We start from the raw sequence: 15294 nt of genomic DNA, 5'->3' as shown, positions 1-15294 counted from the left end.
GCCCAAACACAAGCTCAAATGCTTCAACTTATATTTGCCTATTTTATTAGCCTTTTGGCCATTTCTGTCTTTAGTAACTTGCTGGCGCTACTGATTAAGATTGTCTTTAGCTTTATGCTTTTGCTCTTGGCTATCCCTTTTGTCAAGGCTGGAGACCGTAAGTTGTTTAGCGAAAACACTCTGCTGATTCAGGGCATAGAGTTTTTGGCAGCCTTGGCACAGGGCGCAATTATGTTGCCTATCGCTATCTGGATTTTTAATTATTGGGAGGTCGATTTAACCAGAAGTTTCCCTTTTGTCTTAGCTATTTATCTGGCTTGGTATAGTTGGCAGCAGTATGCGCAAGCCCGCAAAAAAATTAGGGCCTTAATTGCCGCCAAACAACCCCCAAAAAAGGGCCAAAGCTATGAGGAGTTGCTCAGAGGAAAACTCAATAGTAGCCTCACAAGCCTTTTTGGCCAGCTAACAGGGCTTTTCCTTTATTATATTAATTATTATTAGGGGCTGCCCGCTCGCTTCGCTCGGGTCGGGCTATGCGGCAGCTCGCTGCTCGCTCGGCCCTGCGTCGCCTTCGGCTCCTTGGTCTGGCCCTGCGGGCCACTGCCTACTATCCCTCAGCCTGCGGCCCTTCGGGCCTCTAGGACGCAGATAAGAGCGTATTCCTCGCTGCAGTCCTTATCCCCGCCCAGAAGATGCTCTAAGGAATCCCGCAGGCGCTTCTGCGCAAAGCGAAACTTGCCCTCAGGGCAAGTTTCGCTTTTTTCTTTTGGCCCAGCGCTGCGCAGGGGTGGCCGCAGGCCAGACCAAAGCCGCCCTAGGCGGCTGCAGGGCCGAACAGCCCTGTGAGCCCCGCAGCATAGCGGCGGCCAGCTAGCCGAAGGCTAGCCGGCCGCGGGCCCCAAAACAAACAAAAAACTACTTCAATCGATAGCGCTCCGAAGGGCGACCATAGGGATCGTAGCTTTCAAAATAGAGTGGGGTAGAACATTGCAGCAGCGTATAGGGAAAAGCTTGCTGTAGCTCCTTATAATGCTCAATCAGATCATTGTATTCCTTTTGTTGGCTTTGGCTACTTGATTGCAAATCCTCTAAAGCACTGCTTAGTCTAGGGATCTCAAAATCAATAATAAACTGACGAAACCCCAGCCGAATCTCCTCCTGTGTTTTGGCAAAATCGGCCAAACTGCTGCTTGATTCTATATCTACCTCATAGAGTCCCTGCTCTTTTTGGCGAATTAGCTGTAGCTGTTTCTGGGCCTGCCTATCTTCTTGCGCAAGCAGTTCGGCTCGCTTAAATAGCTGGCCCAATTGCTCCTCATATTCTTTTTCTAGATGCTGCCATTGTTCTTCTATATCGGCCTGTTGTTGGGCCAAAGATAACTGCAAATAATTATAGTAGCCAAGGCCCAAAAGTAAAAGGAGCATAGGAAGAGCCAGCAACAAAAAATAACGAAACTTTTGCTTAGATAACATGGCTTAATTTAGATTAAAATGAAAAAAAGCCATTGAGTAATACTCAATAGCTTTCTTTTTTTAAGGCCTTAATTCTTTAAGACATCAGGATATTTTTTGGCTTCTGCCGTTGGGCTCAACCAAGGCGGAATCGTATGGCCTTTGTCCCCCTTGTAAGAAACTTCACCACCTTCATCAATGGAAAACTCCCAGCGATGCACCTTCTGACATTGATTGACACAGTTACCAAACTTTACGCTATAGACCAAGTCCCAGCCTTCTTTAGTTCGTTCAATGCTAATGTCATTGCCATCTCCATAGGGAAGCGTCTCTTCAATAGAACCAATTCCTTCTTCAGTATAGAACTTCATAGCCAAAGCCGCCATATTGATAAACTCGCGAGACTGTAAAACAAGACCTGCACGCTCTTCATCCAGATAAACCATATTGGTCATGACTAGATTATACTTGCGAATAATATTATTGATACTAGGGCTAGCCGTAGTATCTGCACGACGCTTAAGCGGCTCTAGCCAGTCGGCATCATGCTCGGCAAGCAAAATGATATTCTCCACATTGGGCTGCGGAAAAGTGCGCACATAATATTTAGAGGTAATGTCCTGAATGGCCCCATAATCACTTAGGCGAACTGCCACCAGTGCATTATAAATGGCTTGGACCAATTCTTCAGGGACAATAATCGTTTGCTTAGACATCCGCTGCTCGCGGTCAATCAAACGAAGGGCTAGGCGAGTCGCATCGCGTCGATATACCATTTTGAGGTAATCGGGTAGGCGGTTATCGTTTACGAAAAACTCGGGAAGGTTTTCCATGATTTCCAAACGGCCACTATTTCTACCTTTTTTGCGTCTTCTTTGGGCATCTGCGCTATCGACAATCATGACGAGCAGCAGAGCGATCAGCGCAAAAAGCTTTAACTCTTTAGGGAGGCGAAGATTTCTCATAGAATAGATTGGTGTTTTACTTTGCAATTGAATTTTTTTGGCGACCCGCAAACTGCATAAGTTTTGTTTCGAAATAGTCGCTAGCACTCAGTAGATGAGTTAGGGCCAAAAGCATTGCTCTGAAACTAGTTCTTTTAATAGTAAAGATAAAAAAAAATCTAGAGATCAACAATTTTAGTTAAGGACCTAAGCGACTTATCTGGCTTTTATCTGCTGCATCAATGCTTTAGCTTGTTCAATATAGTAACCTTCTTTAGCAGTACGTAGCAAATGCTCCAATTCTTTTTCGGCTGCGGTCCACTCTTCTGTTTTTACCAAAGTCAGTGCCAAGTACCAACTTGCAATCTGCTGTTTTTCTAAAGAAATAGATTGTTCTCGACTAAGTTCCCGAAAAATGGCTTTTGCTTCATTTTCTTTTTGGGTTTCTAGTAGAGCAATGCCTTGCATCAATTGGCAGTCTGTCTTTGGGCATTGGGCCAAAAGAGGAATTGCCTGAGCGTATTTTTTCTCCTTATAAAGCGTCTGGGCCTTCAATATGAGCTGGCTGTCTAAGCCCCCTTCCCCCCCTCTAGAGAGTAGGTTTAAGGGCTTGTAGGCCTCATAAAAATGGGCATAGTTGGCTGGGCTGCTCGTCTGTTGCTGAAAGAGATAGGCCCCTAAGGCAATAAAGAGCGAAACACTAGCCGCTACCGCCAGATGTTTTAGCTGGAAAAATTGGGGGAGCTGCTGCTCTTTATCCCAACGTTCCATATCAGTGCTGAGTTTATCAATCTGAAAGCCCTGATAAAGACGAAGATAAGCCTTGGCTTCTTTTTTATAGGCGCGATCTTCTTTCATTCGCTTTTCAATGGCCTTGCGTTCGCTAGAAGAAAGACGGTTGTACTGATAGTCTTCTAGTTGTTGGATGTCGTTTTCTGAAAGCATCTTAGGTTAAGCTTTTAAATGAACTTGTTTGTAAATTAAAGCACCTCCATTTTGGCAATAAGGGCTTTTTGTATTTTGATAGTTGGGCTGGCCAACAACAAGTTCAGCAAGCTATTTTAAAGACAGTCTGGGTTGATCCCCAATACATACTTTTTAACAACTTCAATCTCTGCTGCGGCCTCGGCCCCTAAGAATCCGTGGATGTCTTGATCCTTAATGTACTTTTTGTACTGATTTGTGAACTCTTTAGCCAAAGGAATATAAGACCAATGCCATTTTTCTTCCTGATAACCGTAAGGACGGCCCGCAGAATAGACCTGACAAAAACCAAATTCGGCAGCATGAGCCACTAACCAAGCGTACTCTTTGGCCCCCTGCCCCTTGAGCCAATAGGCTGGATTTATGTTGTTTATGTCAATGTCAGTCCCCCAATGATGCCTAGATGTACTCGGCATAGAGTTCCACTCCAAAATCTGCTCGGCCTTGGCTTTCTGAGGCGCATCCTGAGGAACAAATTTTCCGTTCACTCTTTGCTCTCCTCGCCATTTTCGCTCCCAAATGGCTTTTTGCACATTAAATGGACGGGTAGCCGACATGATTTTTAGCGCAATCCCATCTTCCTTGGCCCGAGCTTGCATCTCCTTGAATTTGGCCATGGCCTCCTTCCGAATAAAGATTTTTCGCTCTGGATAGACCAAATACTGACGCTCTATCCGCTCAAAACGTTGGTCTGTGGCCGGATTAAACTGGCCCATCAGGTATTCCTTGCTAATGATTTCCATAATCTTGGCACGTTCTTCTGCACTAGCCTTGGGCGATATCCGCAGCCCACTGCTGTCCAATTGCTCCAAAAGGCTAAGGCTGTCTTGTTCTTCTTTTTCTGCACTGCTGTCTATGGCAGACTGAATCAATTCTTGAGGCTGCTGCTCCTCTTCTGGGCCAACCGTAGGGGTACAGGCTACCAATAAACCTATGCCCCCCAGTCCGCTAAGTATTCTCTTTTTCAATCTCTCTTATTTAACGATGTTTGACCAGTTTTGGCTCACTGCCGACCAGTTAATAATATTGAAAAAAGAGTTAATATATGCTTTTCGTTGGTTCTGATAGTTAAGGTAGTAGGCATGTTCCCAAACATCTAGACCCAAAATAGGCTGACCAGCCTGCTCTACAATTTTGACCATCAAGGGGTTATCTTGATTAGGCGTGCTGCAAATATAGAGCTCTTTTTTTGCATTTACAGCCAACCAAGCCCAGCCCGAACCAAATCGACTAGCAGCTGCGGCCTTAAATTCTTTGGCAAAGTTCTCAAAAGAACCAAAGGCCTGGGCCAAAGCTTGCCCAAATTCCCCCTCTGGCGTTCCTCCGCCCTCTGGGCTCATATTGGTCCAAAATAAGCTGTGGTTGTAGTGCCCACCGCCATTGTTGCGCAAAGCAGTATGCTCCTCTTTGTCTTCTAAACGACCCAAAAGGTCCTCCAAATTATTGGCCTCTTTCTGCAAGGGATTATCCGCCAAAGCCGCATTCAATTTCTTTACATAACCCGCATGATGCTTGCCATGATGGATGTTCATGGTCTCCGTATCAATATGGGGCAAAAGGGCATCGGCCGCATAGGGCAAAGCCGGCAATACAAATTCAGCTAAACCGCCTGTGGCCTCTTCTTTTTGGGGCTCGCCCTCTTTTTTTGGCCCTTCTTCTTGGCAAGATTGCAAAAATAAAGGACTCAAACTGGCCCCCAAGGCTAGGGTAGCCGAACGTTTCAAAAATGTTCTTTTATTCATCATTAGATAGAGATGTTTTGGTTATATGTATAATGTCTTTGGTCTAGCTATGTTTATTTCTAGGCCTTAATTTTCTGCTCTCATTATACAGGATATATCCGAAAAATTAAAGTCTTTAAGTTTTCTTTTTTTGGGGGCTGCCCCTTCCGCCGGGTTGAAACCCAGCGCAAAGCGGCATCGCTTTGCGAGCTTATACAAAATGAGGGTTAAAACCCTCATGAATTATTGGGCGGGTCGGGCTGTCTCGCAGCTCGCTATTCGCTCGGCCCTTCGCCAGCTTCGCTGTCTCGGTCTGGCCTGCGGCCACTGCTGCCCATCCCTCAGCCTGCGGCGGCTTCGCCGCCTGCTGGACCTGAAAAGCAAGTAAAAAGGGAGGTCGAGCAAGCAAAAAGCTAGCTCGAGCAAGCAAAAAGGGAGGTCGAGCAAGTAAAAAGGGAGGTCGAGCAAGCAAAAAGGGAGGTCGAGCAAGTAAAAAGTTAGGTCGAGCAAGCAAAAAGGGAGGTCGAGCAAGCAAAAAGGGAGGTCGAGCAAGCAAAAAGGGAGGTCGAGCAAGTAGAAGGCTAGCTCGAGCAAGTAGAAGGCTAGGTCGAGCAAGTAGAAGGCTAGGTCGAGCAAGCAAAAAGCTAGGTCGAGCAAGTAAAAAGGGAGGTCGAGCAAGCAAAAAGAGAGGTCGAGCAAGTAAAAAGCTAGGTCGAGCAAGTAAAAGGCTAGGTCGAGCTAACAAAAAGCTAGCTCATGGCTATTAAATAATAAGTTCGTCGAATCCCTTAATTAACTTATTCCTAACAATTGGGCCTAAAAAAAGGAGGGTTTAGGATGTTGTCTGCCTGTATAAAATTTGGGCGTTTAGCTGGCTAGGATTTGGCCAATAGTCACCTAGGAACAAGCCCCTAGGCGAATCCAATGGAGTCAGCCCTAAAGGGCCTGAAAGGTTGATATACAGGGGTTTGCTAAGTAGTTGTGGCAGAGAAGGAGCTTGTCCAAAGATCCTCTTTAGAGCGCTGTCTGAAAGCAGCAAAAAGGCGAAACACAAAATTTTAAACAGCGCATAAAAAAAGGATCAAAACTTCAGTTTTGATCCTTTTGGGTCCATGGGCTTTGCCATGGGCCTATAGCTAACTGCCTTTAGAAGGAGCTGGTCACAGCAAGGACTTTAGTCAGCAGCTCGATGACCAAAGGGAGTAACCGATGCGGCAGTATAGGAGCGAAGCGACTGGCCTAGCGATGCGGCGGGGTGGCCGTCAGGCCAGACCAAGCAGGCGAAGCCTGCGCAGGGCCGAGCAGACCTGCGAGCCCCAAAGCGTAGCGCCCGCAGCTTGCTGCGGGAGGCCCCAAAATACAGTTAAAAACAACTACTTATTGGCCAATTGGCCGCAGGCGGCATCAATATCTTTTCCTCTAGAGCGGCGGACGGTACAGGGCACCCCTCTACGGTTGAGGTATTCTGAAAAGCGGTCAATTTTTTCGGCAGCGGCTTTGGTTAGAGTGACGCCCTCCACGGGATTATACTCAATAATATTGACCTTCACCTTGGGCAATTGTTGGCAGAGGGCCAGCAATTTTTGGGCATCCTCTATGCTATCATTAAAATCCTTGAAAGCGATGTACTCAAAGGTCAGTTTGCTGTCTTTGGTCTGCTCATAGAAATATTGCAGGGCCTCGATGAGCGTTTCTAGATTATTTTGCTCATTAATAGGCATAATTTCATTTCGCTTACTATCGTCGGCAGCATGCAGGGAGAGGGCCAGATTGGTTCGGATGCCATCATCGGCTAGGCGTTTGATCATTTTGGCAATGCCCGCCGTGCTAATCGTGAGGCGGCGAGGGGCCATATCCAAGGCCCAGGGAGCTGTCAGCAACTCCACACTTTTGAGGACGGGCCGATAGGCGAGTAGAGGTTCGCCCATGCCCATATAAACCACATTGGTAATGGGGTGGCCGTAAGTTTCTTCGCATTGGCGGTTGACCAAAAGGACCTGATCATAAATTTCGGGAGCATCTAGATTGCGCAGGCGCTTCATTTTGCCCGTAGCGCAGAAACTACAGCTCAGGCTACAACCCACCTGAGAAGAAATGCAGACCGTAAAGCGGTTTTGGCTAGGGACGGGAATCAGCACCGATTCGATGAGGTGGCCATCATGTAGGCGAAAGCGATTTTTGATGGTGCCATCATTGGAGCGCTGCTCCATATCGAGGGTAATGGGGCGGATACAGAAATCCTCCTCTAATTGTTCGCGCAATTTTTTAGAGAGGTTCGTCATTTCGGCAAAGCTGTGAGCGCCTTTTTTCCACAGCCATTCAAAAACTTGTTTAGCTCTAAATTTGGGAGCGCCTTTCGCTTTAAAATAGGCGAGTAGGTCCTCCATTTCTAATAGTCGAATATCTTGTTGTAAGCCCATTGTAGTTAAATTTGAGGCCCAAAGGTACGGATTATTCTTGGGGCAGACTAGCTTTTTCCTGATTAACTCCAGAGGAGAGATAAGAAGGCCATAGTTTTCATTTAGCCTATTTGAAAAAAAAATATTTTTCAGAAGTTATTGATAAATAGATTTTTGTGTTTTAGGTTTTCGCTTAGCTAAAAAAAACTTTTCCCTAGCTTGGAACTGAATCCCATCCCCCGCAGTTTGGCAATCGTAATTTATCGGGATCACCCCCCAAAAATTAACTATGCTTCATTTTTCCAACCTTATACAGGATGCCGCCACAGCCCTAGCCGGACAAAGCCCATGCTTTGCCCACTATCCCGCTATGCGCCAAATTCACCTCAGTTGGAAAAACAGCAAGCACGCTAATTAAGTAAGCCCCGGCGCTTGCTTAGGCAATCGCCAAAATATACACCCTCCATATATTTAGCTTTTGTCTACGCAAGCGCCAAATTGACAGCCAAATTAAACGGCTATATGTCAATTTGGCGCTTTCTTTTTTGAGCTTTCTTTAACCTTTTTCTAAATGCCTAATAATAAGGAGCTTGACGGCCAGCACTAAAAAAATAAAGCAACTGGCCCAGCTTTTGACTCAAGTCAACTAGCAAAAGTTCTTTTAAGCCCTTATACTTCCGTAGCATTTTATGCAAAAGAAGTTTTAGACAAAATATTATTTCACCCAAAAGCTGAATATTATGAACAAGCAGCGCATTCTTCAAGCAGGAATTACCACCAAAACGAACAGCCTAGCACAGGCCGCTCCTGCTCTACAGCCTCATGCAGTAAGCCTTACCTTGGTCCTCGATCAGGGCAAGCAGCGCCAGCAGCCTTTTGGGCAAATGAATGCTCATTGGGCAAGCCAAGCCGTCAAAGGCCGTCAACGTTAAAATTATTCTGTTTCTTAAGTAAGTATAGTCGCTCTTGGCCCCGCCAAGGGCTTTTTTTTTGCCCCCAAGACCCAGACAGAATCCGCCTTTTTTCAAGGATTTTCTTATATTTAGTAGGTATTTTGGGGCCCGCGGCCAGCTCTGCTGGCCGCCGCTATGCTGCGGGGCTCGCAGGTCTGCTCGGCCCTTCAGCCGCCTGCGGCGGCTTCGGTCTGGCCTTCGGCCACCCCTCCGCAGCGCTGGGCCAAGGCCCCCTTTTCTACCCTTGTTCTCCTTAAAATGGCTTTGCATGAAACAGTTCTACCTATTTATATTTTTTTTGGGGCTTGGGCCTTGGCTCTCTGGCCAAGATTTGCATTTTAGCCAATTTGACCGTAGCCTCTGGACCGCCTCGCCCGCAGAAACAGGCGCCTTTGATGGCCGCTACCGAGCCAATCTACAGCTCCGAGAACAATGGTCGGCAGTGCCCGTGGCTTACCAAAGTTTGGGCCTGGGATTAGAGCAAAAAGAGGCCTTGGCCGGCTTTCATTGGGGCCTCTATCTCCAAGCCGATCAGGCCGGAGATTTGGGCCTAGGACAATCGCTCTTGCGCCTGAGCTTGGCCCGAACACAGCCTTTAGCCGCAAATTGGTCGCTGAATATAGGAGGCTATCTGGGCGCAGGCCAGCGCTTTCTCAATTATAAGGTCGCTAGCTTTGATGAGCAGTTTCAGGGCGATCAGTTTGACCCTAGTTGGCAGCTGCAAGAACCCGCTTTAGCTAGGGCCCAAAGCTTTTTGTTTAGCGATCTGGGCGCTGGCTTGGCCCTAAATTATCAAGGCAAAAAATGGCAGCTGAAATGGGGACTGGGCCTTTTTCATCTGCATGAACCCAAGCAGAGCTTTTTAGGAGAAGAAGACCGCTATCTGCCTATCCGACAATTGCATTATATCCAATTAGCTTATGGCTGGGGCCAAAAATGGAAGGCCCAAACAGCGCTTCAGTTCCAACAACAAGGACCTTATCGGGAGTGGAGCAGCAGCCAGCTCTTTTTTTATGCCCTAGACCAACGCCCCGGCCGAGAACTCAGTCTGTATACCGGCCTCTCTTGGCGCTTCCAAGATAGCTGGCAGCCCCGCCTAGGTATTCAATATCAAAATAACTGGGAGCTGGGCCTGAGCTATGATGTCAATTATTCCGATTTTCAGCCAGCAACTTTGGGCCAAGGCGGCTTTGAACTCTTATTTGTCTATATTTGGCGGCCCCTACCCAAATTTCCTAGCAAAAAGAATTGTCCTATCTTGTAGGTCGCCAAGCGTTATTTTGGCCCAGCGCTGCGCAGCCGTGGCGCAAAGCGCCAGACCAAGGAGCAAAGCGACGCAGGGCCGAGCAGACCTGCGAGCGGCGTAGCATAGCGGCGGCCGCCCTAGCCGAAGGCTAGCCGGCCGCGGGCCCCAAAAAACAGCTAAATTTTTACACATAAAAAAGAACCAACTATGAAAACATTTTGGAGTCTGCTACTCCTACTTAGCCTAACTGTTGGGCAAACGATGGCCCAAGAAAAAGAAGCCTATCAACTTTATGATAGCAAAGGCAAAAAACTGAAGTACAAAAAAATGCTTAAGCAATTGAGCAAGCAGGATATGGTCTTTTTTGGCGAACTGCATAATAATACAATTAGCCACTGGTTGCAACTTGAGCTCAGCCGCGACCTTTACGCCCAAAGAGGAGAGGAGCTGGTGATGGGGGCCGAAATGTTTGAGGCCGATAATCAGGTGATTATGAATGAGTACTTTTTTGGCTACATTAGTAGCTCCAATTTTGAAAAAGAAATGCGCCTTTGGCCCAATTACCGCACCGATTATAAACCATTAGTCGAGTTTGCAAGAGAAAATGGCCTGCGCTTCGCCTGCACCAATGTCCCCCGCCGATATGCCTCTATGGTGAGCCGCCAAGGCCTAGACCAACTCGATAATCTGCCCGAATATTCTAAGGTCTTTTTTGCCCCCCTGCCCATTGCCACCAATATGGAACTAGGCTGCTACCAAAAAATGCTCGATATGGCCGGCGGAGACGAAAGTTTTCCGCATGCCCAAATGCTAAAAGATGCCACTATGGCCCATTTTACCCTCTCTAACTGGAATGAAGGCGAGCTGTTCTTACACTTCAACGGGAGCTTCCACTCCGATTTTCATGAGGGAATCGTCTATTATATTAAAGAGGAAAAACCCGAAATTAAACTGGCCGTAATTACTACCGTAGAACAAGAAGATATCTCGAAATTGGACCGAGAACACTACAAAAAAGCAGACTATATCCTTGTCGTCCCTAGCCGAATGACCAAAACTTATTAGAAAAATGGGGAAATAGCTGTTATCAGAGATATAAAGTAGGTGAAAAACTAAAAAAAATTAGTAAATGCTTGTTTAGGCAATAAAGATGCCTTATCTTTAAGCCAAGATAATTACAGAACAGCAAAGTTTTGTATCTTTAATGAGTGCCTAACTCAGACAACTTATTTTTTTACTTAAAATCTCCTTGTCCAATGGATGCAAGTCAAAAAGTGACCACACTTCCCAGTGAAGTTTGGCAAAAAGTAGATTTTGGTCGCCCAACTCTACATTTCGAATACTATATCTCTAATATGGGCCGCATTAAGAGCTATCATAAACGCACCACTGGTGAGCGTTTATTGAAAGGTTCTGTAGATCATCGTGGTTTCCGTCGTTTGCATATTCGCTTGGCGGATAAAACCTATGGTGAGTTAGCCCTACATATCTTTATCGCTACTCATTTCTGCGAAAAGCCCTCTGATGAGTTTAATCATGCGGTGCATGTAGATTATGACCGTTCAAATAATAAATGGACCAATATTAAGTGGCTCAACCATGACGAATGGAGAGAGTACATGCAAAATAGTCCTAATTATAAGGATACCCGTAGCCGCAAAGAACGTCACTACCGCATGAGCCCCGCTAAGGTGCGCTTGCTCAAAAGTGCTTCTAAACGCAGCAAACTCAAAAAGAGAGAGTTGGCCGAGGCTTTTGCCATTACGCCTATGCAAATCTATCGTATCGAGCGTGGCCTAAACTGGTCTCATGTTCATCCAACAGAAGAAGATTTGGCTGCGGCTAAGGATATTAGCCTAGAAGATTTAAAAGAGCGTGTACTTCAGCTAGATAGTGAAAAACAACGCCGCCTAGCCGAGGAAGATTAGGTTTTAACCTGCTTTTTCGCAAAAGAGCCCCTGAATTTTCAGGGGCTCTTTTTTTATGGCAACCAAGCCAAGGCCGCTAAGCCTAAGGCCATATATATTTTGAGTAACAGACTGAGTTGGCGCCAATCTTTTTTAGTTTTTGCTCGGATTAAGACAAAAATAAGCAAAAATAAAAGCGCAGCTAGCAACAAAAAATGACCCCAAAAATAGCCTGAAAATAAACCGAAATAAGGCCAAACTAAACCCACTCCTGTACCCAAACTGCCCAAAAGAAGAAAAAAGAGCAAACTTTTAAGGGCCCAGCTAGGCAGGTAATAGGCTAAGGTAAAGGTCCCTTTGGCTTGGTCGCCTGCTAGATCTTCTCGGTCTTTGGCTATTTCTCGGACCAAATTGCTGCCAAAGGCAAATACCAAATAGGCCTCAAAAAAGGTTTTGGCCCAGCGGTTTTCTCGCAAATAGGGTAGGGCTTCTAGGTAATAGAGGCCCAAACTCGCCAAGACTAAAGCCGCCACCAATAAATTTCCTAGCAAAGGCCAAGCCTTAAGATGAGCAGAATAGGCCCAAAGCAAAAAACTAATGCCCAGCAAAATGGGCAAAAGAAAGCTTGGAGAATAAATAGCGGCCAAACTTAAGGGCAAGAGCTGTAGCCAAGCATAATGAACAAAGCCCCAAAAAATAGAAATTTCTTGGCCCAATGGCCCTTTCCGCTCATTCAAACGATCTATCTCCAAATCATAATAGTCGTTGATGAGGTAGCCTGCAGCGGCCAAACTAACTGTTGCCAAAGCATAAAGTAGATAAATGGACCAATTTTCTTCGCCTAAGGGGCGCAAAAGTAGGAGGTAAAACAAAGCTTGCCCAATCCATAACAAGAGTAGATTGGGCCAGCGAATCAGGCGAAAAAAAGCGCCTATTAGAGCTCCGTAATTTTTTCCTGCGGCCATTGGTCCTGCACTTTTAAGACTCGCTCAATGACGTCACGCACAGCACCCAAGCCCCCTTTTTTAGGCGAAACATATTGGCTAACGGCCTGAATTTCAGGCACGGCATCGGCTGGGCAGCAAGCCAAAGCCACCAAGCGCATAGGCGCATAATCTGGCAAATCATCGCCCATATATAAACAGTGGTCCAAATTGATGCGCTCGGCCTCAATCAGCTCTCGCATACAAGAAAGTTTGTCGTGCTGCCCCGCAAAATAATTGCCAGCAGGCAGGCCCAAACCCTCAAAACGGCGCCAAACGCCCTCAGAACGGCCGCCCGTAATGATAAAAATCTCATAGCCTTTTTCTAGGGCCAGCTTAAAGGCAAAACCATCTTTAACGTTCATGCTGCGCAGCAAACGGCCATCTTCTTGCACCAGCAGTTCGCCATTCGTAAAAACGCCATCTACATCAAAAATGAAGGTCTTAATTTCAGATAAGTAGTTTAGAAAACTCATAAGTAGTAGTTTATTGATTTTTTGGGGCTGCCCCAGCCTTCGGCTGGGTCGGGCTGTGCGGGGCTCGCTGTTCGCTCGGCCCTGCAGTTTTTTCGCTGCGCTCAAAAACTTGGGTCTGCAGCTTCGCCGCCCCCCTACCATCCCTCAGCCGATAGGCGCCGGGCGGGGCGGGGAAGGCTGGGCAGTCATTAACATCCCGCTATTTTTTGTCAAAGGCGGCCCAATCGGAGGGGGAGATATGTGGGTAGTTTTTGCCAGCTTCCAAATTTAGAATAACTGGCCGATGCGACTTGCAATTTGGTCCTTCTCCGCAAAGCATATATTCTGAGTAATAGGCCTTTTGGCCGGGGCGACTTTGAGTGAGCGAAAAAATTTCATATTGGCCTGCGGGCAATTTTAGTTCATACTCTAGGGTAGAGCGGTCAAATTCTCTAGTGGTCATCATGGCGCCTGTTCCAATATTGCGGGCCACAATGGTGAGGTCCTTGGGCAAATGCCCCGGATAAGCCAGTTTTCCAGAAACAGTAGCTTTTGGCGTTGCGGCCTGATCCTTAGTTTGTTCTTGCGTTTCTGTTTGGACCGGCTGCTCTTCGCTTGCGGTTTGGCAGGCCCAAAAACTCATAGAAAGGAGAAGAAAGAAGATTGTTTTTTTCATAATGCTGATTTTGGTCGTGCAGGCGGCGAAGCCGCCGCAGGCTTAGGGATGGAAAGCAGTGGCCGTCAGGCCAGACCCAGCCGCCGAAGGCGGCGCAGGGCCGAGCGAACAGCGAGCTGCGACACAGCCCGGCCCGCCCGCAGGGCGGGCAAGCCCCAAAAAAAATAAATAAAATTAGGGATCCCCTTAAAAAAGGGCTTTTTTTGCAAAAAAAAAGAAATGCAGTTACCAGAGGACTTTTGTCAGTTGATGCAGGAGCAATTGCCTGCGGCGGATTGGGCCAATTTGCAGGCGGGGCTAGAAGCCGAGGAAAAGCCGCTTTCTCTGCGGCAAAACCCGTATAAAAGGACCAATTTGCCTTGGGCCGAGCAGTTGCAGCCCCTGCCTTGGTCTGCCGATGCCTATTATTTGTTGGAGCGGCCAAATTTTGCCCTAGATCCGCTTTGGCATGCGGGAGCCTATTATGTGCAAGAGGCCTCTTCGATGCTGTTGGCGCAGGTGATTCGGCAGCATTTGCCGCAAAAAGAAAATCTGGCGGCCCTAGATTTATCGGCAGCGCCGGGTGGAAAAACGACTTTATTGGCCGCTCAACTGCCTGCTGATGCCTTATTATTGGCCAATGAGGTGGTAAAATCTAGAGCCCATATTTTGGCCGAAAACCTACAGAAATGGGGCCGGCCAAATGTTTGGATTTCTTGTAATCGCCCAGCTGATTTTAAGGACCTAAAGCATTGTTTTGACTTTATTTTGGTGGATGCGCCCTGTTCTGGAGAGGGGATGTTTAGAAAATTGCCGGCTAGTCGAGGCGAGTGGTCTTTGGCCAATATGCAGCATTGTGCGAGTCGACAAAATGAGATTTTGGACCAAATTATTGGCTGTTTGGCGCCGGAAGGGGTTTTGGTGTATAGCACTTGCACCTTTAACCGACATGAAAATGAGGAGCAAATCGAGCGGCTTTTGGCCGAGCGGGAAGATTTGGAGCTATTGCGTTTGGCGCTAGATGAAAACTGGGGTTTTATCGAAAGCAATTTGGGCTATCGGGCCTATCCAGGTCGGGTTTCTGGAGAAGGCTTCTTTTTGTCGGTCATTCGGAGAAAAGCGGGGCGAGCCAAAAAGCTCAAAGCGCCTAAAAAGCCAGCCTTTAAGGCCGTTAAGGAGCTGGATGATTGGGCCAAAAAACTGGATGTGGCTTGGGGCCTAGACTTTTGGTCGAGAGGAGAAGAAATTTTAGCCTTTCCCAAAGCGCATAAAAAACTGGGCGAGCAATTGGCCCAATCCTTATATCTTTTGCAGGCGGGGGCCAACTTATTGGAGCAAAAAGGCCCAAAATATCGGCCATTGGCGAGTAGTGGACAAAGTTTGGCTTGGGCCAAGTCTGCTTTTCCGAGCATAGAGTTAGAAAAAGAAGCGGCCTTAAATTACCTAAGAGGAGAAGTTTTATCCTTAGAAAATATGCCCAAAGCTTGGTTTCAACTCCATTATCAGGGCTTGCCCTTAGGCTGGGCCAAAGGCTTGGCAGGGGGGAGAATGAATAACTATTACCCCAAACATTGGCGGCTCAGACAGCGTTAATC

16 protein-coding genes are annotated in these 15294 nt (G+C 47.0%); 7 read left to right on the top strand and 9 right to left on the bottom strand.

Annotated features, from left to right (window positions below; translation table 11 throughout):
- Window positions 1-18: 18 nt before the first annotated feature.
- Window positions 19-501 carry a hypothetical protein gene (locus tag OP864_RS00935; protein ID WP_270099452.1) on the top strand — a complete coding sequence of 161 codons (483 nt, stop codon included), beginning with the start codon at window positions 19-21 and terminating at the stop codon, window positions 499-501.
- Between the two features lie 414 nt (window positions 502-915).
- Here the strand turns inward: OP864_RS00935 and OP864_RS00930 are convergent, their stop codons facing one another.
- From OP864_RS00930 to rlmN, 6 genes are all read right to left on the bottom strand, one after another.
- A complete protein-coding gene (locus OP864_RS00930; RefSeq protein ID WP_270099451.1) occupies window positions 916-1473 on the bottom strand; it encodes a hypothetical protein in 558 nt (185 codons plus the stop codon).
- Between the two features lie 68 nt (window positions 1474-1541).
- Window positions 1542-2417: a hypothetical protein gene (locus OP864_RS00925; protein ID WP_270099450.1), complete on the bottom strand. Its 876-nt coding sequence runs from the start codon at window positions 2415-2417 to the stop codon at window positions 1542-1544.
- A 195-nt stretch (window positions 2418-2612) separates the two neighbouring features.
- Window positions 2613-3341 carry a hypothetical protein gene (locus tag OP864_RS00920; RefSeq protein ID WP_270099449.1) on the bottom strand — a complete coding sequence of 243 codons (729 nt, stop codon included), beginning with the start codon at window positions 3339-3341 and terminating at the stop codon, window positions 2613-2615.
- A 116-nt stretch (window positions 3342-3457) separates the two neighbouring features.
- Window positions 3458-4348 (bottom strand): M15 family metallopeptidase, encoded by an 891-nt coding sequence (locus OP864_RS00915; RefSeq protein ID WP_270099448.1) that lies wholly within the window; start codon window positions 4346-4348, stop codon window positions 3458-3460.
- Between the two features lie 6 nt (window positions 4349-4354).
- Window positions 4355-5125, bottom strand: coding sequence for a superoxide dismutase (locus OP864_RS00910; protein ID WP_270099447.1), 771 nt, complete (start codon window positions 5123-5125; stop codon window positions 4355-4357).
- A 1349-nt stretch (window positions 5126-6474) separates the two neighbouring features.
- Window positions 6475-7521, bottom strand: a complete 1047-nt coding sequence (rlmN, locus tag OP864_RS00905; RefSeq protein ID WP_270099446.1) for a dual-specificity RNA methyltransferase RlmN — start codon at window positions 7519-7521, stop codon at window positions 6475-6477.
- A gap of 268 nt (window positions 7522-7789) precedes the next feature.
- Here rlmN and OP864_RS00900 point away from each other — a divergent pair, with 268 nt between their 5' ends.
- From OP864_RS00900 to OP864_RS00880, 5 genes are all read left to right on the top strand, one after another.
- Window positions 7790-7918: a hypothetical protein gene (locus tag OP864_RS00900; protein WP_270099445.1), complete on the top strand. Its 129-nt coding sequence runs from the start codon at window positions 7790-7792 to the stop codon at window positions 7916-7918.
- A 322-nt stretch (window positions 7919-8240) separates the two neighbouring features.
- Window positions 8241-8432, top strand: a complete 192-nt coding sequence (locus OP864_RS00895) for a hypothetical protein (protein ID WP_014373245.1) — start codon at window positions 8241-8243, stop codon at window positions 8430-8432.
- 289 nt (window positions 8433-8721) lie between these two features.
- Window positions 8722-9717 (top strand): PorP/SprF family type IX secretion system membrane protein, encoded by a 996-nt coding sequence (locus tag OP864_RS00890; RefSeq protein ID WP_270099444.1) that lies wholly within the window; start codon window positions 8722-8724, stop codon window positions 9715-9717.
- A gap of 189 nt (window positions 9718-9906) precedes the next feature.
- Entirely contained in the window at window positions 9907-10764 is an 858-nt protein-coding gene (locus OP864_RS00885) for a ChaN family lipoprotein (protein ID WP_014373243.1), read from the top strand.
- Between the two features lie 191 nt (window positions 10765-10955).
- Window positions 10956-11627 (top strand): NUMOD4 domain-containing protein, encoded by a 672-nt coding sequence (locus OP864_RS00880; RefSeq protein ID WP_270099443.1) that lies wholly within the window; start codon window positions 10956-10958, stop codon window positions 11625-11627.
- Between the two features lie 53 nt (window positions 11628-11680).
- Here OP864_RS00880 and OP864_RS00875 read toward each other — a convergent pair whose 3' ends face one another.
- From OP864_RS00875 to OP864_RS00865, 3 genes are all read right to left on the bottom strand, one after another.
- Window positions 11681-12571 carry a UbiA family prenyltransferase gene (locus OP864_RS00875; protein ID WP_270099442.1) on the bottom strand — a complete coding sequence of 297 codons (891 nt, stop codon included), beginning with the start codon at window positions 12569-12571 and terminating at the stop codon, window positions 11681-11683.
- Window positions 12541-13065, bottom strand: coding sequence for a KdsC family phosphatase (locus tag OP864_RS00870; RefSeq protein ID WP_014373240.1), 525 nt, complete (start codon window positions 13063-13065; stop codon window positions 12541-12543). The genes OP864_RS00875 and OP864_RS00870 overlap by 31 nt, the downstream gene beginning before the upstream one ends.
- Window positions 13066-13264: 199 nt before the next feature.
- Window positions 13265-13720: a hypothetical protein gene (locus tag OP864_RS00865; protein WP_270099441.1), complete on the bottom strand. Its 456-nt coding sequence runs from the start codon at window positions 13718-13720 to the stop codon at window positions 13265-13267.
- Window positions 13721-13939: 219 nt separating this feature from the next.
- Between OP864_RS00865 and OP864_RS00860 the strand changes: the two genes are divergently transcribed.
- Window positions 13940-15292, top strand: a complete 1353-nt coding sequence (locus OP864_RS00860; RefSeq protein WP_270099440.1) for a methyltransferase RsmF C-terminal domain-like protein — start codon at window positions 13940-13942, stop codon at window positions 15290-15292.
- The last annotated feature ends 2 nt before the right edge of the window (window positions 15293-15294 follow it).

It is taken from the genome of Saprospira grandis, from assembly GCF_027594745.1.
GTDB lineage: Bacteria > Bacteroidota > Bacteroidia > Chitinophagales > Saprospiraceae > Saprospira > Saprospira grandis.
Note: the sequence above shows the minus strand (reverse complement) of the source record. Positions and strands in the feature narration are given on the sequence as shown.